General features: G+C 42.6%; 20 protein-coding genes. 8 read left to right on the forward strand and 12 right to left on the reverse strand.

Features of this window, described 5'->3' with window-relative positions:
• Positions 1-88 precede the first annotated feature (88 nt).
• The 5 genes from LWP20_RS10245 to LWP20_RS10265 all read left to right on the forward strand — a co-directional run bounded on the left by LWP20_RS10245 (position 89) and on the right by LWP20_RS10265 (position 3,564).
• Positions 89-931 (forward strand): MBL fold metallo-hydrolase, encoded by an 843-nt coding sequence (locus LWP20_RS10245; RefSeq protein WP_242928050.1) that lies wholly within the window; start codon positions 89-91, stop codon positions 929-931.
• A 3-nt stretch (positions 932-934) separates the two neighbouring features.
• Positions 935-1,714, forward strand: coding sequence for a patatin-like phospholipase family protein (locus LWP20_RS10250; RefSeq protein ID WP_242928051.1), 780 nt, complete (start codon positions 935-937; stop codon positions 1,712-1,714).
• A 175-nt stretch (positions 1,715-1,889) separates the two neighbouring features.
• On the forward strand, positions 1,890-2,525 hold the full coding sequence (locus LWP20_RS10255; RefSeq protein ID WP_242928052.1) for a hypothetical protein: 636 nt from the start codon (positions 1,890-1,892) through the stop codon (positions 2,523-2,525).
• 87 nt (positions 2,526-2,612) lie between these two features.
• Complete coding sequence (locus LWP20_RS10260; RefSeq protein WP_242928053.1) at positions 2,613-3,164, forward strand: 1-acyl-sn-glycerol-3-phosphate acyltransferase; 552 nt, start codon at positions 2,613-2,615, stop codon at positions 3,162-3,164.
• Positions 3,165-3,204: 40 nt separating this feature from the next.
• Positions 3,205-3,564: an MmcQ/YjbR family DNA-binding protein gene (locus LWP20_RS10265; RefSeq protein ID WP_242928054.1), complete on the forward strand. Its 360-nt coding sequence runs from the start codon at positions 3,205-3,207 to the stop codon at positions 3,562-3,564.
• An 84-nt stretch (positions 3,565-3,648) separates the two neighbouring features.
• Here LWP20_RS10265 and smc read toward each other — a convergent pair whose 3' ends face one another.
• Positions 3,649-7,185 (reverse strand): chromosome segregation protein SMC, encoded by a 3,537-nt coding sequence (gene smc / locus LWP20_RS10270; RefSeq protein WP_242928055.1) that lies wholly within the window; start codon positions 7,183-7,185, stop codon positions 3,649-3,651.
• Positions 7,186-7,322: 137 nt separating this feature from the next.
• On the opposite strand from smc, the gene LWP20_RS10275 reads away from it, so the two are divergent.
• On the forward strand, positions 7,323-7,817 hold the full coding sequence (locus LWP20_RS10275; RefSeq protein ID WP_242928056.1) for a hypothetical protein: 495 nt from the start codon (positions 7,323-7,325) through the stop codon (positions 7,815-7,817).
• A 65-nt stretch (positions 7,818-7,882) separates the two neighbouring features.
• On the opposite strand, the gene LWP20_RS10280 is transcribed toward LWP20_RS10275, so the two are convergent.
• From LWP20_RS10280 to pckA, 3 genes are all read right to left on the reverse strand, one after another.
• Positions 7,883-8,548: a DUF4159 domain-containing protein gene (locus LWP20_RS10280; protein WP_242928057.1), complete on the reverse strand. Its 666-nt coding sequence runs from the start codon at positions 8,546-8,548 to the stop codon at positions 7,883-7,885.
• 29 nt (positions 8,549-8,577) lie between these two features.
• The gene (locus LWP20_RS10285; RefSeq protein WP_242928058.1) at positions 8,578-9,294 is read right to left on the reverse strand and encodes a 16S rRNA (uracil(1498)-N(3))-methyltransferase; all 717 of its coding nucleotides are present in this window, start codon (positions 9,292-9,294) and stop codon (positions 8,578-8,580) included.
• A gap of 179 nt (positions 9,295-9,473) precedes the next feature.
• Positions 9,474-11,090, reverse strand: coding sequence for a phosphoenolpyruvate carboxykinase (ATP) (gene pckA, locus LWP20_RS10290; protein ID WP_242928059.1), 1,617 nt, complete (start codon positions 11,088-11,090; stop codon positions 9,474-9,476).
• A gap of 223 nt (positions 11,091-11,313) precedes the next feature.
• Here pckA and LWP20_RS10295 point away from each other — a divergent pair, with 223 nt between their 5' ends.
• Positions 11,314-12,759: a peptide MFS transporter gene (locus LWP20_RS10295; protein WP_242928060.1), complete on the forward strand. Its 1,446-nt coding sequence runs from the start codon at positions 11,314-11,316 to the stop codon at positions 12,757-12,759.
• A gap of 184 nt (positions 12,760-12,943) precedes the next feature.
• A complete protein-coding gene (locus tag LWP20_RS10300) occupies positions 12,944-13,543 on the forward strand; it encodes a hypothetical protein (RefSeq protein WP_242928061.1) in 600 nt (199 codons plus the stop codon).
• 151 nt (positions 13,544-13,694) lie between these two features.
• On the opposite strand, the gene groL is transcribed toward LWP20_RS10300, so the two are convergent.
• From groL to LWP20_RS10340, 8 genes are all read right to left on the reverse strand, one after another.
• Complete coding sequence (groL, locus tag LWP20_RS10305; RefSeq protein ID WP_242928062.1) at positions 13,695-15,329, reverse strand: chaperonin GroEL; 1,635 nt, start codon at positions 15,327-15,329, stop codon at positions 13,695-13,697.
• 40 nt (positions 15,330-15,369) lie between these two features.
• Positions 15,370-15,660: a co-chaperone GroES gene (groES, locus tag LWP20_RS10310; RefSeq protein WP_137758645.1), complete on the reverse strand. Its 291-nt coding sequence runs from the start codon at positions 15,658-15,660 to the stop codon at positions 15,370-15,372.
• Positions 15,661-15,916: 256 nt separating this feature from the next.
• Complete coding sequence (gene secG / locus LWP20_RS10315) at positions 15,917-16,306, reverse strand: preprotein translocase subunit SecG (RefSeq protein WP_242928063.1); 390 nt, start codon at positions 16,304-16,306, stop codon at positions 15,917-15,919.
• A 1-nt stretch (position 16,307) separates the two neighbouring features.
• Positions 16,308-17,630: a DUF8458 domain-containing protein gene (locus tag LWP20_RS10320; RefSeq protein WP_242928064.1), complete on the reverse strand. Its 1,323-nt coding sequence runs from the start codon at positions 17,628-17,630 to the stop codon at positions 16,308-16,310.
• Between the two features lie 31 nt (positions 17,631-17,661).
• The gene (locus tag LWP20_RS10325) at positions 17,662-18,189 is read right to left on the reverse strand and encodes an LptE family protein (RefSeq protein ID WP_242928065.1); all 528 of its coding nucleotides are present in this window, start codon (positions 18,187-18,189) and stop codon (positions 17,662-17,664) included.
• Positions 18,173-19,459: a sigma-54 interaction domain-containing protein gene (locus LWP20_RS10330; protein WP_242928066.1), complete on the reverse strand. Its 1,287-nt coding sequence runs from the start codon at positions 19,457-19,459 to the stop codon at positions 18,173-18,175. Before LWP20_RS10330 ends, LWP20_RS10325 begins: the two co-directional genes overlap by 17 nt.
• 105 nt (positions 19,460-19,564) lie before the next feature.
• Entirely contained in the window at positions 19,565-20,998 is a 1,434-nt protein-coding gene (miaB, locus tag LWP20_RS10335) for a tRNA (N6-isopentenyl adenosine(37)-C2)-methylthiotransferase MiaB (RefSeq protein ID WP_242928067.1), read from the reverse strand.
• Positions 20,999-21,167: 169 nt separating this feature from the next.
• Complete coding sequence (locus LWP20_RS10340) at positions 21,168-22,457, reverse strand: anthranilate synthase component I family protein (protein ID WP_242928068.1); 1,290 nt, start codon at positions 22,455-22,457, stop codon at positions 21,168-21,170.
• Between the last annotated feature and the right edge of the window lie 16 nt (positions 22,458-22,473).

Here is a 22,473-nt window from a genome sequence, read left to right on the forward strand (position 1 = left end):
GTGTGGTGCCAGTAAAAGCGCTGCTCCGGATTCATTTTTTTTGTACATTCATATCTGATAAGTTTTTCTTTACAGCCTAATCACCACTATGAAGCTACATGTATTAAATACCGGATTTTTTAAACTGGATGGAGGCGCTATGTTTGGTGTAGTGCCTAAAACCATTTGGCAGCGCACTAACCCTGCCGATGAAAACAACCTGTGTACATGGGCTATGCGTTGCCTTTTAATCGAAGATGGCGACAAGTTGATTATGATTGATAATGGCATAGGGGATAAGCAAGACGCTAAATTTTTCAGCCACTATTATCTGCACGGGGAAGATACTCTGCAAAAATCTCTGAACAAGGCTGGTTTTACGGAAGATGATGTGACGGATGTTTTTCTTACGCACCTGCACTTTGACCATTGTGGCGGTAGTGTGAAGTATAAAAACAGTGAAGGAGCGCTAGAGTTAGTATATAAAAATGCTACTTACTGGTCTAACGAGAATCATTGGAAATGGGCAACAGAACCTAACATGCGCGAAAAAGCTTCTTTCCTGAAAGAAAATATACTTCCCATACAGGAGAGCGGCCATCTGAAATTCATTGACCCTTCACAACCTTCTCCATTTCCACAATTCGATATTTTTTATGCAAATGGGCATACAGATAAAATGATGATACCCATTATACCTTATGAAGGCAGAAAAGTAGCCTTCATGGCCGACCTTCTCCCTTCTTCAGGCCATATTCCGTTGCCTTATGTGATGGGTTACGATACGCGCCCTTTGCTTACGCTGGAGGAAAAAGCTAAGTTCCTCCACACAGCTGCAGATGAAGGTATTGTGTTATACCTGGAGCATGATCCTGTTAATGAATGCTGTACTGTGCAACACACTGAGAAAGGCGTGCGTTTAGAGAAAACATTTTCTTTAAACGAACTATAAATTATGCGGATAGGCCTGGCACTATCAGGTGGAGCGGCCAGAGGCATTGCGCATCTGGGTGTACTTAAAGCACTGGACGAACTTGATGTTAAAATAAGTATACTTTCGGGCGTTAGCTCCGGGGCAATAGCTGCTACCTTTTATGCAGCCGGCTATACACCTGATGAGATTTTAAAACTGATAAAAGAGCTCAGTGTTTTTAAAATAATGCGCCCGGCATTTGGCACTATTGGCCTGATGCACTTATTGGAAGTAGAAAAACTTTATGAAAAATACCTGGGCACTGATGCTTCTTTCGAAAAATTAAATATCCCGGTTATAATAGGTGCTACCGAAATGAACCAGGGTATTGAAGTATATTACTCGAGTGGTAATATCATAAAACCGCTGCTTGCTTCATCGGCCGTACCTATACTTTATCGCCCCATCGATTTTGAAGGCAGGATGCTTAATGATGGAGGCCTGCTAAACAACATGCCTGTAGATTGCCTGGAAGGAAATTGCGACATAAAAATTGGCGTCCATACTAATCCTATAAACCATCAGGCAAAAATAACAACCATTCGCAGCATGATAGAGCGCACAGTACAGTTGGCTATCAATAACAACGTAAAACTACGCATGCACCTCTGCGACCTGCTCCTTGAGCCACAGGAGCTAAAATATTACCGTCTGATGAGTTTCAGAAAAGCTGACCAAATATTTGATATCGGCTATCAGTATACATTAAGTATGGAAAAGCACATTAAATTACTCGTTGAGGAGAAAGAAAAAACTTTATAGTATACCTTGATTTTATTAAGGTATACTATAAAGTTCCAGTCTAGGTATGACCAGTTTCTAACTTATTATTAAAATAACATGCCAATAATATAATTAATATATTATTTTATTGATTTATATATAGCTATTCTTATTAAATTTTCGTATCAGGAATAAGTATAAACTAATTCCTTCTATGAAAAAAACACTACTCTTTATCTTTTGCTTCTTGCCTTTTATCAGCTTTGCCCAGGAAAATGAGAGTTTTTTAATTAAGGCTAAAGTAAAACAGGGATCTTTAATGCTTGGGGGTACCATTTCTGCTTATGCCTATCAGTTTACCGATGAGCTTTCCAATTCATCTGAAATTCAAAAAGGAAATATCATTCAGGCACAAATGAAAGCCAAAAATGGTTACTTCGTGCTGCATGATCTGGCTGTAGGTCTTGATATTTCTTTAAACCATGTCAGTAAAAAAATAACTTCTGATACAGAGAAAGAACTTTTGCCTGACCGAACTACCTATCTGCTAGCTGGCCCTTTTGTAAGATATTATTTGGATAACGGTATTTTCGGAGAGTTAACAATCCAATCCGGGCTACTGAACTTATTTCCGTCTGGTAAAAAGTATAATTTAATGGAAGGGGGTTTAGGAGTTGGCTATGCATTTTTCTTTAATGAGAAATTTTCTATTGAACCGACATTGGCAGTAAGATACTTTCAACAAAAGGAAGACGACAGAAAAAATACCACGCTCGGACCTGTACTCGGGGTAGGTATACAAGCTTATTTATTGCGTAAGAAAGCACACGTAATTAAAAAGGCATTGTAAATATGTTTAATTATATGTATTTATACATTTTAATTAAACCGCCATACTGGCTACAAGTAGCTTTTATGGCGCTTTACAACTAACTACATGTTTGCTAAATTCTTATCTAAATTAATTTTTAAAGTTTCGGGGTGGAAGCTGCAAGGTAATCTGGCCCCACAGGACAGGCGTTGTGTAATGGTAGCAGCTCCTCATACCAGTAACTGGGATTTTATTTACGCACGCGCTGCTTTTTACCTTATGGATGCGCCAATCCGGTTTACCATTAAAAAAGAATTCATGCGCTTTCCATTTGGTGGTCTTCTTCGCGCTATGGGTGCTTTGCCTATCGACAGGTCTAAAAACACGAAAATGGTAGATGCCATGATCAGGATTTTTAAAGAAACTCCGGGCGATATGTGTGTAATGGTAACGCCCGAAGGCACTCGTAAGTACCAGCCACGCTGGCGCCGGGGCTTTTACCATGTAGCAGTAGGAGCAGGAGTGCCTATTGTGCTGGGTTATCTTGACTATGCTAAAAAAGAAGCCGGAATAGGGCCTACTATTTATCCGACAGGCGATATAGAAGCCGATATGGAATCTATACTTGCTTTTTATCGCACTAAAACCGCTAAGTATCCTGAACAGGGGGTAAGGTAATTAATTACTTAAACTTGCGCTGCCAAAAACCTACACCAAAATGCATATAGAAAATCTACGCGAAATTTGCCTCTCACTGCCGGGAGTATCAGAAGATGTTAAATGGGGAGCAGATCTTTGCTTTTTAATCGGGGGTAAGATGTTCTGCGTTACCAACCTCGAAGGAACACCTACAGTATCTTTTAAAGTACAGGACGAGGAATTTGAAGCCCTGACTGTTTCTGAAAGTATAATTCCGGCCCCATACATGGCCCGTAATAAATGGGTGCAGGTCCAAGACTGGGATAGGCTTACTAATCAAGAGTGGGATCATTATGTTAAACAATCTTATTCATTAGTAAAAACTAAACTAACAAAGAAACTGCAAAATGAGATAGATGCTATAGGCACAGGGAGCTAAGCTTGTTATCAAGTATAGACTCTAACTAAAAAGGGCTCGGCGAAATAATCGCCGAGCCCTTTTTAGTTAGAGTCTATACTTGCGTTATGCTATTTGCCTCAGATCTACAGGAATAACTCTTGAGATACCAGCTTCGATCATTGTAATGCCATACATCACATCAGTAGAAGCCATTGTACGTTTGTTGTGCGTTACAACTATAAACTGAGAATCGTTGGAGAAGGTACGGATAATATTGTTGAACTTATCAATATTGGCATCATCCAGCGGCGCATCTACCTCATCAAAAATACAGAAAGGAGCCGGCTTTAAGAGGTAAATCGAGAAGAGCAACGAAATTGCTGTAAGCGTTTTCTCACCACCGGAAAGCTGGTTTATAGTTAACGGACGCTTACCCTTCGGTTGCGCCATGATCTCGATACGAGATTCCAGTGGATTCTTCGGATCTGTTAGTACCAAGTCGCAATTATCTTCGTCGGTAAACAGACTACGGAATACACGTATGAAGTTGCCTTTTATCTGATCAAAAGCCTCCATAAACTTCTCCTTGGCAACAGTGTCTATTTCATTGATAGTGTCAATCAGGGTATTCTTAGCATTAACCAGATCGTTACGCTGCTCAGTTATGAACTTGTTACGTTCCTCGATCTCAGTGTAAGCTTCAGCAGCCATCGCGTTTACAGGGCCCATTCTATCGAGCGCATTCTTGGCTTCAGCTATGTGCTTGCTCAGTTCATCATTACTCAGCTCGATCAGTAACTCCTGCTCAGGTGCAGGAGAAGCGAAGTCTTCTTCCGAAATATTGAACTCGGCGGCCAAACGCTCCTGCACAGATACAAGCTTGATTTTCGTATCATTTATAGTTTGCTGCATACGCATCAGCAATTCATCTGCATTCTGGCGCTTGCGCTGTAGCTCACGTATGGTTTTGTCTTTCTCGTCCAGCTCGCCACGTAGCGTAAAATATTTCTTCTCTATAGCTTCCAGTTCATATCCAAACTCGCGGCGGGCTTCAGTCATACTTTCTACTATAGCCTCGTTTTCTTCAATAAAATCTGTAGCCTGCAATGTTTCCTCTTCGGAGCGGGAAAGCTCCTGACGAAGTCCCTCAATGCGTTCCTGGTTAGTTTCTACCGACTTCTGCTTGTAACTGATTTCCTGCTGAAGGCTGGCAAAACGGTTCTTTAACTGGTGGAACTGAATGTTCTGCTGATTATACATGCCAGAAATAACCGTAATCTGCTCTTGCTGCTGCTCTACCTGCGAAGTATAAACGGCAAGTTCATCTTCCAGTCGCTTCAGTTCCTTCTGATCAGCTTCTGCCTGAGGCGATACTTCACGGCTTTGGATTCTAAGCTCTTCCAGGCGCTGCTGTAACTCAGCCTGTTTCAGGTTAAAATTATTTTTGTTTTGCTGGTGCTGTTCATGCCTGATTCGGACAGTCAGCAGTTCCTGCTGCTGTTTGGCAACATCTTTCTCCAGCAGTTTTATACTTTCTTTCTGCGACTCGTTTTTGTGGTTAAGTAGGATCTGGTTCTGTGTATTTACACGACTTTGCAGAATATCAACTTGTTTAGTCAGTTCTGCTACCTCAAGCTCTAACTGCTCCAGGTTTTGCTTACGGCCTAAACGGTTGCCATCAAACAAGCCTACTGAACCGCCCGATAAGCTAAGCGGCTTTTTAATAGCAGAGCCATCTTTAAGTATAATCGTGCGGTAATCTTCAGAGGAAAAATCGTCTTCAGAATCATCGCTGATGTATACGTTGTTGAGCATATACTTAAGAAGGCTGCTATACTTTTTGTCAGCCGAAACAACTTCATAAGCTGCCTTTAATTTTCCGTCGCTGAAAGTACCGGTAGGTTCCAGTTCTTCTATTTCGGAAAGTATGATAAAGTTTGCGCGACCTTTGTTCTGGCTCTTTAGCAGGCTGATAGCATCCACAGCATCCTGTAGTTCATCCACTACAAAGAAGTTCATGTAAGGCTCGAGGTAACTCTCGATAAGTCCTTTGTAATCAGGCTCACAAACTATAATATCTGAAAGGAGAGGAGCTGGTTTATTCCAGTACTCGGCCTGGCATAAAAACTTAATTGCCTCCGGAAAACCTTCCATGTTCTCTACCAGCGATTTGGTAAGCGTGTACTGGTTCTGCTTAGCATCAAGCGTACGGTTCAACTCTACCAGTTGCTCTTTCAGCAGCTCAATATCAGCTTCTGTTTTCTCAATTTGCTGCAACAGCGTTTCTTCTTTGGCCTGCAAACGAACGAGCTCAGAAGTCTTTTCCTCAAGTATAAACTGTGCTTCGTGTAACTGCTCTTCCAGGGCACGGCCATCCTCATCGGCTGTCAGCTGCTGTTCCTGCAGTCGGCCAAGTTCCATTGTGGTGCTCTGGATCTGAACATTGCTAATTTCAAGCGACTTGTGCAACTGGAAAACCTCGTTCTGTTTCTGGTGCTGCAGCTTTGTCAACTCTTGGAAAGCCTCCTGCAGGGTTTGCTTTTGCTCATTAGCGTATTGTAATTCTTCCTTCAGATTATTCACCTGATCCTCGGCATCAGCAAAGCTTTCCTGTACAGTTTCCAGTTCTTCGCGCAGCTGAAGTATACTATCTTTAGTATGGTCGAGGTTGGCAGTGTCCTGGCCAATTTGCTGGCGCAGTTGCTGCATGCGCTCCTTCAGGAAGTTACTGCGCTCGGCCTTGAGTTTTATCTCATTTTCTAACTGGCGCAGCTTTGCAGTTTGCACCTGCATGGTTTTCTGGCTTTCGGCCAGAGCTTCCTGGGTGCGGTTCAGCTTTTCTTTCTGGTCGGCTATAGCATCTTCGGCTTCAGTAACAGCAACTACATAGCCTTCTTTAAGCTCAGTTTCATGCTGCACATCCTGCTCCAGGCGCTGCAAAGTATGCTGGTATTGCGAAATATTACGGCGAGCAAACTCTAAGCTATGCTTTTTATAGTCGTCTTTTAGTTGAAAATAACGGATAGCCTGTTTAGCCTGGCGCTCCAGCGTTTTCATATTCTTGCCAATCTCAAAAAGCACATCTTCCACGCGCTCCAGGTCGGCATCTGTTTCTTCTAATTTTTTAAGCGTCTGCTTTTTGCGAACCCTGAACTTAGAAATTCCGGCAGCTTCCTCAAATAAAAGTCGGCGGGAGTTTTCTTTATCGTTCAGCAGCTCATCTACCATTTTAAGCTCGATAATGGCATAGCTGTCAGAGCCGATACCAGTATCCAGGAAAAGCTCGTTAATATCTTTTAAACGACAGGTTACACCATTAAGCAGGTATTCGCTATCGCCGGTACGGTAATATTTACGCGTTACCGTTACCTGCGAGTATTCGGTTGGCAAAACGCCGCGGTTATTGTCGAAGGTGATGGATACCTCGGCCATTTGCACCGGCTTGCGGGTTTTGGAACCATTAAAAATCACGTTCTCCATTTTATCGGAGCGGAGATTACGGGTGCGCTGTTCACCTAAAACCCATCGTATGGCATCCACAATGTTGGACTTGCCACAGCCATTTGGCCCCACAATACCGGTTATACCTTCGTCGAAATTTATAACGACTTTGTCGCCAAAACTCTTGAACCCTTTAATTTCTAATCTTGATACTTGCATTCGCTCTGCGGAATCTCTTCAATCTAAACTCAAAAATAAGACTAATTCTGATACCTCTGTACTTTAAGCAAGTATAAAATAAAGGTTAATGAGGCTAAAGAAAGTATAAATAGCTATATTTGGTTAGAGACTTTACTATGGAAGATTATAAACTTTTACTTTACATTCTGGCAGCTGTAGCTTATTTCCTGTTCTCGGCCTGGCGAAAAGCTTTTAAAGGATCAGGTGAGGTTATGCCACCTAACCAGCAGCCAGCCAAAGAGAAAGAGATGCCTGTGAAGCCTTTAAGGCCGATAGCTCCACGTACATCGTTTGAAGATATTTTACGTGAATTACAACCAAAACTGGAACGTGCTAAAGAGCAGGAAGCTGCTACTTTGGAAGAGTATAAACCAAGGCAACCCAAGCCTGTAGTAAACTATGAAACGATAACTCCGAAAGCTATATCGCTGGAAGAACCTGCAGACAGAAGTGTAGCTGATAAAAAAATGCAGGAGAGTAGGCGTGAGGCTTTTAAACCATACGCTATTAAACAACAACAAGTATCGCCTTATGCCAAGTTGCTTCGCAACCCAAACACTGCGAGGGAGGCATTTATACTTTCAGAGATCTTCCAAAGAAAGTATAATTAACGCTTTCAGATAAATTACAGCAGACTTTTATACTTGGTGCAAGTATATTTTCAGGTAAAAAGAAGTTACATGTACTGCGTTAGGGCATAGGCTAAAATATTGGCTCCCATTTTAAGGGCTTGCTGGCGCTTCTCCTCAGGGTCGTTGTAAATTTCCTGGTCTTCCCAGCCATTCCCCAAATCGGTTTCATAAGTATAAAAGCATACCAACCGTCCCTCGTGTATTATGCCAAAACCCTGTGGCGGTTTATTATCGTGCTCATGAATTTTTGGCAGGCCGTTGTTAAATGGGTATTTCTGGTGATAGATCGGGTGATTAAAAGGAATCTCTACAAACTCGTATTCCGGAAATACTTTCTTCATCTCTTTCCGGATAAACTTATCCAGGCCATAGTTATCGTCGATGTGCAGAAAGCCGCCGCTGATAAGGTAATTTCGTAAATTTTGTGCTTCTGCATCGGAGAAAACCACGTTTCCGTGCCCGGTCATGTGGACGAAAGGGTAAGTAAACAACTCGGGGCTGCTAACTTCAACTACACCTTCTTCAGGCGCTATGTTCATGTTGAGGTTCTGGTTACAAAATTTTATCAGGTTGGGCAATGATGTTTTGTTTGCGTACCAATCGCCGCCGCCGTTATACTTTAGCTTGGCTATTTTAAAACTATACTTTTGCTGCGCCATTGCTGTACAGCACAGCGCTAGTAAACAAAATAGGAGATAAGTACGCTTCATAAACTCAGCTCAGGTGGTTATACTTGGTCTTAAAGAGGCTCATAAATATCATGCAGCACATGCAAGGTATGGCAGGCAACAAGTGCAGCAGTCTCGGTACGCAATCTGCTTTGCCCCAACGTTACCGGCCTGATGCCGGCATTATAAGCAGCAGCTATTTCGTTCTTAGAAAAATCTCCCTCAGGGCCTATCATGATGCAATGCGGCAGACCGTGCCTGTAGTAATCCTTTACGCTTTTAGTGGCATCATCTTCTAAATGAGCAATAAATGTGTTTTTAGCATCACAGGTCTGCACAAACCGCTGATAGGATTGCAGTGCATTCAGTAAAGGAAGATAGCCCTTCTGCGATTGTTTCATGGCACTGATTGCTATCTTTTCCAGTCGGTCTGTTTTAAGTTCACGCCTTTCAGAATGTTCACACAACAAAAAAGAAATTTCACTCACACCTATTTCTACTGCCTTTTCTACAAACCACTCCATCCGGTCCATATTTTTAGTAGGCGCTACGGCTATATGCACATAGTAAGGTAGCTTACCGAATTCTACCTGCTTATCTATCACCTGTAGCTGGCAGCGCTTTGGATGCGCATCCTGAATAATGGCTGTATACATACCGCCAACGCCATCTACCAGGTATACTGTATCGCCATGCTGCAAACGTAATACCCGTGTACAATGCTTGGATTCATCTTCCGGAAGTGTAAAAATATCGGAGGCAATATCTGGTGTATAAAAAAGGTGCACGCTTATGATCTGATTAAATAATGTACTTAAAATTTGGGGAAAATAATACCTGGCAAACTGACAAGTATAAAATTACCTCTCTAATTAGTATACGAAAGTATAAACTTCAGTGTAAATGTCCGAAAAAAGAAAAGCCTCCCTGGTTTAGCAGAGAGGCTTTAAAGTATAAATACAGGAGATTAGTCCAGAACCACCTCTACCTGAGGCGCACCAGCCAGAATCTCATCATTTGCATATTCTGCATACTTAGTAAAGTTCTTCACGAATTTACAAGCCAGGTCATGCGCTTTGGTGTCATAAGCTTCTTTATCGGCCCAAGTATTGCGTGGGTTTAACACCTCTTCCGGTACATTAGGGCAAGATGTCGGCATTTCAACACCGAAAATCGGATGCTTTACAAAATGTACGTCATTCAGCTCACCGTTAAGTGCCGCCGTGATCATAGCACGTGTAAATGGCAGTTTCATGCGAGAACCAACACCGTAAGGGCCACCGGTCCAACCTGTATTGATCAGCCACACGTTTACATTATTTTCTCTCATTTTCTGGCCCAGCATCTCGGCATACTTAGTTGGGTGAAGCGGAAGGAATGCAGCACCAAAGCAAGCAGAGAAAGTAGTTTGCGGCTCTGTTACACCAACCTCAGTACCAGCAACTTTTGCAGTATAACCTGAAATGAAATGGTACATTGCCTGGCTGGCGTTCAGCTTAGAGATCGGAGGCAAAACGCCAAATGCATCAGCAGTCAGGAAGAAAATATTCTTTGGAATATCAGCTCTAGAAGGCTCAATAGCATTATCAATGTGATTGATAGGGTAGGCCGTACGGGTGTTCTCAGTAACAGAGTTGTTTGTATAGTCTACTGTACGTGTTCCTTCTACAAAACGTGTATTTTCTACAATTGCTCCGAATTTGATAGCATCCCAGATCTGTGGCTCTTTCTCGCGGGTAAGGTCAATAACTTTTGCGTAGCAACCGCCTTCAAAGTTAAATACAGAGTCTGCAGCCCAGCCGTGCTCATCATCACCGATCAGTCCACGGTTAGGATCAGCTGAAAGGGTAGTTTTACCTGTACCTGATAGACCGAAGAAAATAGCTGTATCGCCTTCTGCGCCAACATTGGCAGAGCAGTGCATAGATAGGGTGTTTTTCTCTTGTGGCAGAATGTAGTTAAGTACCCCGAAGATACCTTTCTTCATCTCGCCGGCATAACCTGTGCCACCGATCAGGATCATGTTCTTTGTAAAGTTGATGATCGCGAAGTTAGACTGGCGGGTGCCATCTACTGCAGGATCAGCTTCGAACTCTGGAGCACAAATAATGGTGAATTCAGGCGTATGGTTTGCAATTTCCTCTTCGGTAAGGCGAAGGAACATGTTATTGCAGAAAAGATTCTGCCATGCCTGGGTGTTAACTATACGCAGGTTCAAACGATAATCCGGGTGAGCGCCGGCATAAGCATCACGCACATACAGTTTGCGGTCTTTCAGGAAATCAACCATCTTAGCATGTAGCTGATCGAATTTCTCGGGATCGAAAGCGATGTTTATATCACCCCACCAAACGGTATCTTCCGTTTTGGCATCTTTCACCACGAAACGGTCTTTGGGAGAGCGGCCGGTAAATTTACCTGTGTCGCACATCAGGGCGCCAGTGTCTGTCAGTACGCCTTCGCCATTTTTGATGGCTTCTTCTACCAACTCAGCAGGACTAAGGTTCCAAAGAATTTCTTTGGCCTCATTTATGCCTAAGCTATCCAAACCTACTGCATTAGATTTATTACCAGATTGTTTCATTTGAAAATAACGTGTTTTTAAGGGAGTAAGTAGTTTGTTTCACAACTATGCTACAAAAATAGAAAAAATTGCATATTTTACTAAGATTAAAACAAATTTATAATGGCATCCTATAACGTTACCATACCCATAACGGAAATTTTTTGCCAATGTGGGTGTAAACTAATATATTTACCTTCTATGTATACTAATCTAATCTAAACAATCACTCATTTAAACGTCTATGTCTGTCAACCAACAATCCCTTACCGAGCAGGTAAACGATCAAAACGCTTCGGGCGAGGCTGCTGCAAAGGGAAAACAAAAACACCCTAAAGGGCTGTACTTGTTGTTTTTCACTGAGCTTTGGGAGCGTTTCAGCTACTACGGTATGCGAGGCCTTCTCACCCTGTATCTTGTTAAAACTGCCCAGGAGGGCGGTTTGGGCTTTAGCGAGGCCAGTGCAACCCTTATTTACGGCTGGTTCACAGGACTAGTATATCTTACGCCTATAGCAGGTGGTTGGTTAGCCGACAAATATATCGGTCACCGACGTGCCATTCTTATAGGTGGTGTAACTATGGCTTTAGGTCAGTTCAGTTTGTTCTCTACTCCTTATTTAGGGGTGCAAATGACCTACCTTGGCCTATTACTGCTTATCCTGGGTAATGGTTTCTTTAAACCTAATATTTCTTCTATAGTAGGTAATCTTTATGCGCAGGGCGATCCTCGCCGCGATTCAGCCTTCACTATTTTCTATATGGGTATCAACATTGGAGCTTTCCTGGCGCCACTTGTTTGCGGTTACCTTGCTGAAGATTACTTCGCTACCAAAGAAATGGTGAATGGCGTTGAAACTGTAACGCGTTATGGCTTCAACTATGGTTTCCTTGCTGCTGGTATCGGTATGGTTATAGGCCAGATCGTATTTAATACATTAGGTAAGAAATACCTGGGTAACCTGGGTCTGAAACCTGTTAAAGCTGAAAACGACCCTGCGACAGGACAACCAGCCAAAGCTGCCAAACTATCTAAAGAAGAAATAGACCGTGTATCGGTTATCTTTATCATATCATTGTTCGTTATCTTCTTCTGGGCTGGTTTTGAGCAGGCTGGTAGCTCTCTTACACTTTACACTGACAAATACATTAACCGCGAAGTTTTCGGTTATCTGATCCCGACATCATGGTTCCAGTCTGTTAACCCGTTGTTTATAGTTGCTTTTGCACCGCTTACAGCAAACTTATGGTTAACGCTTGCAAAACGTGGAAAAGACCTGAGCATCCCTACTAAAATGGGTATGGGTATGGTGCTGCTAGGTATTGGTTTCTTCTTCATGGTTGGCGCAGTAATGGAGCGTGGCGGTTCTGAAGACACTGCTGTTAAAGCTAGCCTTGCCTGGTTAATTGCTACTTACTTCTTCCATACTATTGGTGAGCTTTGCCTTTCTCCAATTGGCCTTTCTATGGTAACTCGCCTTGCGCCTGTAACTTTAGTATCGATGCTGATGGGTGTTTGGTTCCTGGCTCCGTTCGTAGCGCAAATTGCCGGTGGTTATATCGCATCTTATGTTGAAGAACTTGGTGCATTAACTATATTCTCTGCAATTGGTGCTTTTGTAATAGTTGCCGGTTTAATTTTAATAGCACTTACACGTAAGCTGATGCACATGATGCACGGCCGAGGCTAAGCTATATTATTAATTTACAAAAAAGGGTCTGCTTAAATTAAGCAGACCCTTTTTTATTTAAAATATTTCATACTTTTGCAATCCAACACAAGCAGCACTTAACACACTGTCTATTTGTTGTTTGTATGTATTTATACTATATTTTAAATTTATAACTATAGCAGAATATTTACACTTTTAGCCCATGTTATTCTTATTCCGAAAATGGCAGCACACTGCAGCATTTTCATTGTTACTATTAGCCGGCACTGCCTGCAGTTCATCAAAAGATTCCAGTAATTCCGCTGAGCCAGAACCTGGAACAAAGATTTATACCATCAAGAAAGGAGCACATAGCTCCAGTAGTCCATTTAAAACGGTTTCTACAAGTTTAATGCGCTTTGAAGTGGTATTTGACAGTACAGCAATTTATTCCACCTCTACGCCCTCTAATCAAGCCGATATTAATAAATTATATGGGCTTTCCGATTGCAAATCTGATCATCATACAAACAGCGCACGATTTGGATGGCGTTGGTACAAAAACCAACTGGAAATCCATGCTTATACTTACAAGAATAAAAAAAGACAGTCAGCCTATATTGGTAGCGTAGCTATTGGCAAACCTGCTGTTTATGAAATTAAAATAGAAGACAACGAGTTTGTATTTACCCTTAATGGCGTGCAGACAAGACTGCCAAGAGCCTGTAACGGAATAGGTGAAGGCTACCAATTGTATCCATACTTTGGCGGCGATGAAGTTGCGCCGCACGATATTAAAATTAAAATTAAAGAACTGTTATAGGTTATTATTAATGCGGCGTCAGACCAATTTGAGATGGCAGTTGCAAGAAAGATACTTTCCTAAGTATAACATGTTCTTAAAGTATAAAAAAACGCCCCGGGCAATAATGCCCGGGGCGTTTTTTTTTTAAGTATAAACTATGGGATGCAGATTACATCATGCCACCCATACCGCCCATACCACCTGGCATAGCAGGAGCACCTTTATCTTCTTCCGGCTCTTCAGAAACTACACACTCAGTAGTTAATAATAAACCAGCAATAGATGCAGCGTTCTCCAGTGCAAGACGAGTTACCTTAGTCGGGTCAATGATACCAGCAGCAAACATGTTCTCAAACTTGTCGTCGCGGGCATTGTAACCGAAGTCAGCCTTGCCTTCGCGCACAGCCTGTACCACTACCGAACCTTCGCCACCAGCGTTAGAAACGATTGTTCTAAGCGGAGCTTCCAGTGCAGTTTTGATGATCTGAACACCAGTCTGCTCATCAGCATTGTATACATTAATGCCATTAAGGGCATCTAAAGCACGGATCAGGGCAACACCACCACCAGCAACGATACCTTCTTCAACGGCAGCGCGTGTAGCGTGTAATGCGTCATCTACGCGGTCTTTTTTCTCTTTCATCTCAACCTCAGTAGAAGCACCGATATAAAGGATAGCAACACCACCAGAAAGCTTCGCTAAACGCTCCTGAAGTTTTTCTTTGTCATAGTCAGATGTTGTAGTTTCCATCTGCGCCTTGATCTGGTTTACACGAGCAACGATATCATCTTTCTGACCTGCACCATTTACTATGGTAGTGTTATCTTTGTCGATGATCACTTTCTCAGCTTTACCAAGATACTCTAACGTAGCGTTTTCAAGCTTGTAACCACGCTCTTCTGAAATTACAGTACCGCCAGTAAGAATAGCGATATCTTCCAGCATTGCTTTTCTTCTGTCGCCGAAGCCAGGAGCTTTAACAGCAGCAATTTTAAGAGAACCACGCAGTTTGTTAACTACAAGTGTAGCAAGCGCTTCACCATCTACATCTTCAGAAACGATGATAAGTCCTTTACCAGTCTGAACAACCTGCTCCAATACAGGAAGCAATTCTTTCATGGTAGAAACTTTCTTGTCGTAGATCAGGATAAAAGGGTTATCAAACTCAGCTTCCATCTTCTCAGGGTTAGTAACGAAGTATGGAGAAAGGTAACCACGGTCAAACTGCATACCTTCAACAGTTTTCACCTCAGTTTCAGTACCTTTTGCTTCTTCTACAGTGATAACGCCGTCTTTACCAACTTTATCCATCGCATCAGCGATCATCTGACCAATTTCAGCATCATTGTTAGCAGAGATGGTACCTACCTGAGAGATTTCAGAAGAGTTCTCGATCTTTTTAGACTGCGCACGCAGGTTCTCAACAACTGCATGTACAGCCTTATCGATACCACGCTTCAGGTCCATTGGGTTAGCACCAGCTGCTACGTTCTTAATACCGGCAGTATAGATAGCCTGTGCTAATACGGTAGCAGTTGTTGTACCGTCTCCAGCCTGGTCAGCAGTTTTAGAAGCAACTTCTTTCACCAGCTGAGCTCCCATGTTCTCGATCGGGTCTTTCAGATCGATTTCTTTTGCTACAGAAACACCGTCTTTTGTTATGGTTGGTGCACCAAATTTCTTATCGATGATTACGTTACGGCCTTTGGGGCCTAATGTAACCTTCACAGCATTCGCTAATTTGTCAACGCCAGACTTAATTTTGCCACGTGCGTCAGTATCAAAAGTGATGTTTTTAGCCATAGTTGTATCTATTTCTTGATTTGTTTAAACTAGGTTTTACTTAAAGAATTGCCAGAATATCAGATTCACGCATGATCAGGTAATCGTTACCGTCTACCGAGATCTCAGTGCCAGCGTATTTGCCATACAAAACTTGGTCGCCTACCTGTACCTGCGGTTTTAGAGTGGCACCCTGCTCAGAAACTTTACCTTCGCCAACGGCTACTACCTCGCCACGCTGTGGTTTTTCTTTAGCAGTGTCAGGAATAATGATACCAGATTTGGTTTTTTCTTCTGCTGCAGCAGGAGCTACAATTACTCGGTCTGCTAATGGTTTAATGCTGATTGACATAGTTTGTTATGTTATGAAGTTTATATGGTTGATATTTTAGCTTTTTAACCTCAATGTTATTATCACTTCTTGTGCCAAGCATCGTTTTAAGCTCGTTTAAGCCAATATTTCAGAAAACAGGGCACATAACCTGACATTTTTGTCAGGTTATGTCAGGTTTACTTTGTGGTTACGCAATTTACTGCCATAAAGGGGAGCGGGTATAAAAGAAAAAAGCCGGCACACAGGCCGGCTTTGCAAATTCTTATAGTAATGCTTACTGCTGGTTGGCAGTATCTACCATGGCAGGAATATCGCCTGCACCCGGAATAGCAGCTGTTGTATCTGTACCGGCACCTGGTACTGTACTAGGTGCAGCAGGAAGCTGAGACTGACGTGCACGCTCTTCGTTAACGCTTCTGTTAACAGAAGTATCCTCAGAAGAACCAACAAGCATATGCGAAGCAAGTGTTAATACAATCAGAGCGATAGCAAATCCCCATGTAAGTTTCTCTAACAAGTCGCCTGTGCGCTTAACGCCCATTAACTGGCTTGTGCTACCACCAAATTGGCTTGAAAGTCCGCCACCCTTAGGATTTTGGGCCAGCACAACTAAAATAAGCAGTACGCAAATGAAAACAATAATACTGATGAGGGCGATGTACATATTAGTTTATGTTTTGTAATTTTTCTATCTGTTCGGCAAAGTAAGCTTTTTTTTCCGGACTTTTCAAAATCAGTTGTTCATATATTTTAATTGCCTTATTTACTTTTCCCTGCTTTAGGAAAATATTGGCAAGGCTCTCAGAAGCCATTCCTTTCTTTATTTTAGAACTTTTAAGCGAAAGATCTTCCTGTGGCTCCGGTTTCATTTTCACATTAGCCATCGTTTTCAGGCGCGGATTAAGCTTCAGAAACTGGTCAATAATATCTAACTGGTGGCTAAGTGCATGTGCACTAGGCTGTATGGCTTTCTCTAATTCGTGAGTTTTGCTATACTCCAGTATAAGTTCAGGATGAAAGTCAAATGGCCGTGGGGTTGTATTTTCATCCTTTAGCTGCAACACTTCGCCTAAACGGCTCGATCCCATCCAATAGCCCAGCGAATCTTCAGAATAAAGCCTGTCAATCTCATCCGGAGAGTAAATTATTTCAGCAGATTCGTGATCAGCTTCTATAATATCCGATACTTCAGTGGCAGGAGTAAATGGGATTTCTGAAGCAGGCTTTGCTATCTGTACAACTATATCATTCTCAAAGTATAAATCAGCTGCCTGATCAAGGGCTACATCCAGCGAAAGCGTGATTTCTTCTTTTTCAGATTCCTCCAGCTCCGCCAGCAATTCGCCGGTTTCGCTAAAATGATCTGCAAAAGTTTGTTCTGGCTCTGTGCTAACAGGCAGCAGCGGTGGTACCGCAACAGGCCGGGCAGCCAACAGATCGGTAGAAGAGGAGCTAAGTCTGTTAAATGTAAGCAGCATAGCGAGTTCAGAATCTATACTATTTTCAGCTTCTTCAGCGTTAAATAATACAGGATCTGTATCTTCTACGTCAGGTATAGACAAAGTATAAACTTCGGCTTCTGTTTCGTGTAAAGCTTCCGTTTCTTCAGTAAGTATAACTTCTGGTTCTTCTGAAACGGCAATCTCTTCGTAGGAAGTATAAACTACCGCTTCAGGCTCTTCAACGGCAACTACTTCTTCAACTAAAACAGCAGTAGCTGCAGTTTCTTCAATGGCAAAAACCGGCTCGGGAGCATACGAAGTATAAATAACCCGCTTTAAAAGTTGTCGGTCGGTAGCATACGAAGAGGCACGACGCAGACGTTGTGTAGAAAGCATACTGCCTTTGTCATAAGCTGATTTGGCCAATAACAAATGTGCAGTCTGACAATACGGAAAGGTAGCCGCAACCTTTTCCAGCTCTTCTGTCTGCTGGTCAGAGATGTTGGATACCTGTTGTATCAGTTGTAGGAAAGCCGATTTATTCATGCAAGGTTAATCGCTTATGCAGCGCCATTCATTACCAGTTAGCTACGCTTTTATTAAATACATCCGTTACCAGGCGCTCTGTCATCTGCTCAATTGAAGCAGGTGGAATCTGTGTTACATCCACGTTCTGCTGAAAGTCCTGTGAAATAGAAAACAGCTGATCGAAGTTCTGTTCCGGGTTCTTGGTATTCGTAAAACGAACCTGCACGCCCAACGTCAATCTGTTCAAAGCGGCCTGGTCATTATTGCCTTCGCGCTGAATTGCGGCCGGGCTAACAGTAAAGCTAACAATCTGTCCTTCCAATTGCAAATCGCCTTCACGTTGCAGAATGGTAAGATTCGTATTTCGGCGGTAAAAATTCTTAAAGTTGTTTGTTACGATCTGTGTCAGGTTTGCAGGTCCTTCGCCGGAGCTGTTGTCAAAGTTCTGAATAGAGATGGTTTTAATTTCGGGCGCAATAGAGGTTCCTGTAAAAGAATACACCCCGCAGCTGCTGCATACTACCAGCAACAGCAGCAAACTGTACCCGATAAACTTAAAGTTAGTCTTCAATGTCATACTGCTTTAATTTGCGGTAAAGTGTTCTTTCTGAAATGCCCAGATCATTGGCTGCATACTTGCGTTTATTGTTATGCTTTTTCAGGGCCTTAAGTATAAGCTCTTTTTCTTTGTCCTCCAAAGACAGGCTTTCTTCTTCTGTCTCATGGGTAATATCTTCAACCTTTTCTTCCTCTTCAACCTGGTAAGTGTCTACCTTTGTGGGATTTACCGGCAAGTAAAAGCCATCAGCTGACTCTGCATGCTGAAAACTACGCGCAGGCGCATAATGGTGGTCAATGTTTTCGAAAAGATGGCCATGTTCCTTTAAAAGCTCACTTCCGGGTGGCTGATGGGTTAGCAGCTCAAAAACTAGCTTCTTCAGTTCAGAAACATCACGGCGCATGTCAAATAGAACTTTGTATAAAATGTCGCGCTCAGAAAAACCCTGACTTGCAGCTTTATCCTTGCCACCAAATAAGGCAGGCAGGCTACTGGTTTGCTCGCGGGGTAAATATTCGCGTAACTTCTGCGCATTTACTTCACGATCATACTCCAGCACCGAAATTTGCTCCACTATATTTTTTAGCTGACGGATGTTACCCGGGAAACGGAAATTAAGCAGTTCCTGAATAGCATCTGGTGTCAGCGTAATCGGCTTTACTTTATACTTCTCAGAAAAATCGCTCGCAAACTTGCGGAATAACAGGTAAATATCTTCGCCGCGTTCCCGCAAAGGCGGTACAGCAATCGGAACAGTACTAAGGCGATAGTATAAATCTTCTCTGAAACTACCTTCTTCCACCGCGTTCAGTAAATTTACGTTGGTGGCAGCTACCACACGCACATCAGTTTTCTGTACTTTAGAAGAACCTACTTTTATAAATTCGCCATTCTCTAACACTCGAAGTAAACGAGCCTGTGTGCCAAGTGGCATTTCGCCAATCTCATCTAAGAAAATGGTGCCGCCATCAGTTACCTCAAAATAACCTTTACGAGCTTCCTGAGCGCCCGTAAAAGAACCCTTTTCGTGCCCGAAGAGCTCAGAATCTATAGTTCCTTCTGGAATAGCGCCACAGTTAATGGCTATAAACTGCCCATGCTTCCGTGGGCTGAGTTGATGGATAATCTTTGAAAATGATTCCTTGCCACTTCCGCTTTCACCGGTAATCATCACCGTCATATCGGTAGGGGCCACCTGTACCGCTACCTGTATGGCATGGTTAAGCAGAGGGGAGTTACCAATTATGCCGAAGCGCTGTTTTATACTTTGAATATCGATGTTGCGCATGTGTTTAATGTGCTAATGAGGTAATGTGCTGATGTGATAATTGTTTAATGTGCTCATTTTAAAAATGTCTGAATCAGCACATTATCAAATTAAACAATTAGCACATTAATCTACCGCTTCCCCGAAAAGGGTACCAACGCTGCAGTCGGTAACAAATACGTTTACATAGTCGCCTTTTTTGTAATGCTTCTTGTCAAAGACAACTACCTTGTTCTGGTCGTTACGGCCGCTTAGTTGCTGGTCTGATTTTTTAGAGAAGTTTTCTACAAGCACTTTATGCACCTTGCCGATATCGCGTTTATTCCGATTAAGGGATGTTTCGCGCTGTTTGTTAATCACTTCATCCAGTCGGCGCTTTTTTACATCCAGCGGAATATCATCTTCCAGCTTGCGGGCAGCTAAAGTACCCGGACGCTCTGAGTAGAAGAACATGTACGAGTAATCATACTGCACATAATCCATCAGGCTTAGCGTATCCTGGTGCTCTTCTTCGGTTTCTGTGCAGAAACCAGAGATCATATCGGAAGAAATACCGCAATCTTCACCAAGTATGCGACGGATCGCATCTACACGGTTAATATACCAGTCACGGTCATAAGTACGGTTCATCAGTTCCAGCACACGCGAGTTACCGCTCTGGGCTGGCAAGTGTATGTATTTGCAGATGTTGTCATACTTTTTCATAGTGTATAACACTTCATCTGTAATGTCTTTAGGGTGAGAAGTTGAGAAACGCACACGCAGATCAGGGCTCACAAGTGCTACCATCTCAAGCAATTGCGCAAAATTCACGTTTTCAATTCCATCTTCAGAAGACCAGTGGTAAGAGTCTACGTTCTGGCCAAGCAGCGTAACTTCTTTATAGTTCTGGTCAACAAGATTCTGTACTTCACGCACAATAGAATGCGCATCGCGGCTACGCTCGCGGCCACGGGTAAACGGCACCACACAGAAAGAACACATATTGTTACAACCACGCATGATCGAAACAAAGGCACTTACGCCATTGCTGTTCAGGCGGATGGGGTTGATGTCAGCATAGGTCTCTTCACGCGAAAGCAACACGTTAACTGCTTTCTGGCCACCGTCTACTTCACTTATAAGGTTTGGCAGGTCGCGGTAAGCATCCGGGCCGACTACCAGATCCACTATCTTTTCCTCTTCCAGCAACGTCTTTTTCAAACGCTCGGCCATGCAACCCAATACACCTACCACCAGGCTAGGCTTCTTCTTTTTATGGTAGTTAATCTGGCCTAAGCGGTTGCGTACAGTCTGTTCTGCTTTTTCGCGAATAGAGCAGGTGTTCAATAAAACAACATCCGCAAGTTCAATCTGTGAAGTAGTATCAAAACCATCCTCAAAAAGAATAGACGACACAATCTCGCTATCTGAGAAGTTCATGGCGCAACCATAACTTTCGATGTATAGTTTGCGCGATTTGCCTGTGTTTACTTCTTTGGTAACTTGTGTATCACATGAAGCGGCTTGCTCCGGCGTGCGATTATCTATAAACTCTAAATCTTTAATCAGTGAATCCATACTAAACCTATTATAAGCGCAAATATACAAGATTCCGCCTTAAAACGTGACAGAATGACAGAAACTATTGTAAAGTTAAAGTAAATTTAAAAAGCTGAATTTAGTATATAGGCTACACTTGTCAGCACATAAAAACCTTAGTAGCAGCAAAGTATGAAGTAACAGAAAACTAATTGCCCAACACAGCAAGTATAGCTTTGGCTTTGAGCAGGCACTCTTCGTACTCTTTATCCGGATCAGAATCAAAAGTAATCGCACTGCCAACCATAAAAGAAAGGTAGCTGGTAGCGGCATTGTATTGTATACTTCGGATAACTACATTAAAATCACAATCCTGATCTGCAGTAATGTAACCAAAAGCGCCTGAGTATAAACCGCGCTTTGTACTTTCTACCTCCTCAATTATCTCCATTGCCCTGATTTTAGGAGCCCCCGTCATACTGCCCATCGGGAAAGCACCTGTCAAAGCATCCACCAGATCACACTCAGGCCGGAGCTCGCCAACTATAGTTGAAATCATTTGGGAAACCTGCCTGAAGCCATAAATACCGAACATTTCCTCTACCTGAACAGTGCCCGTGGCGCAGGAACGCCTCAGGTCGTTGCGCACCAGGTCCACGATCATCATGTTTTCGGCAAGTTCTTTTTCATCGTGTCGGAGCTGGTGTTGCAGTATTGCATCTTCTTCTGGCGTTTCGCCACGGCGTATGGTTCCTTTAATCGGCTGCGAAATAAGTTTGCGGCCTTCTTTTTTGAGAAATCGCTCAGGAGAGGCGCACAACAGAAACTTATCGTAACATTTCAGGAAACCTGAAAAAGGAGTGGGGGAAGCCTGGTTTAACGACAAGTATAAACTAATCGGATCTATTTTAACCTGCTCTGCATAAAACTCCATACAGTAGTTAAGCTCGTATACATCGCCTTCCAGTATATGATTTTTGATTCGTTCTACCTGCGATTTATACTTCTCTTTGTATACTTTCTGCTGCACATTAACCTGGGCTGGCATAGCGGCTACAACACTGTCATGCGCAAGAATATCAGCAAGTATAAAATCAGGATTACCAACTGAGTAATTTATACTTACACTATCCTCTTTAAAGTATACATATACCTGCGGTTGAAAGAAAAACAAATCAGGAAAACCGACATTATCGGTGTGTGTGCTTTCTAATTTTTCTAATTGATTTTTTAGATCGTAGGAGAGGAAACCACACAAAAGTTCTTCCTGAGCGGTTAAAGCATTACGTAAACCAACGAAGGCATTTTGCTCATCAACAGATACAGGTTCGCTATTCGAAACAGCTAATAAATTCTCAAACCCATTGTGCGGGTAAGGAATCTCATTGGAAGTATAGTAGGCAACCAAAGAAAATTGCTGCGCCCAATGCAGGGCTTTTAATTTAAAAACCTCTAATGCAACAGGTAACCCAGTAGCTTTAACTTCTTTAAAATACATAGTATAATTTGCAGGT

Origin of the sequence: Pontibacter vulgaris (assembly GCF_022758145.1) — a bacterium.
GTDB classification, from domain to species: Bacteria; Bacteroidota; Bacteroidia; order Cytophagales; family Hymenobacteraceae; genus Pontibacter; species Pontibacter vulgaris.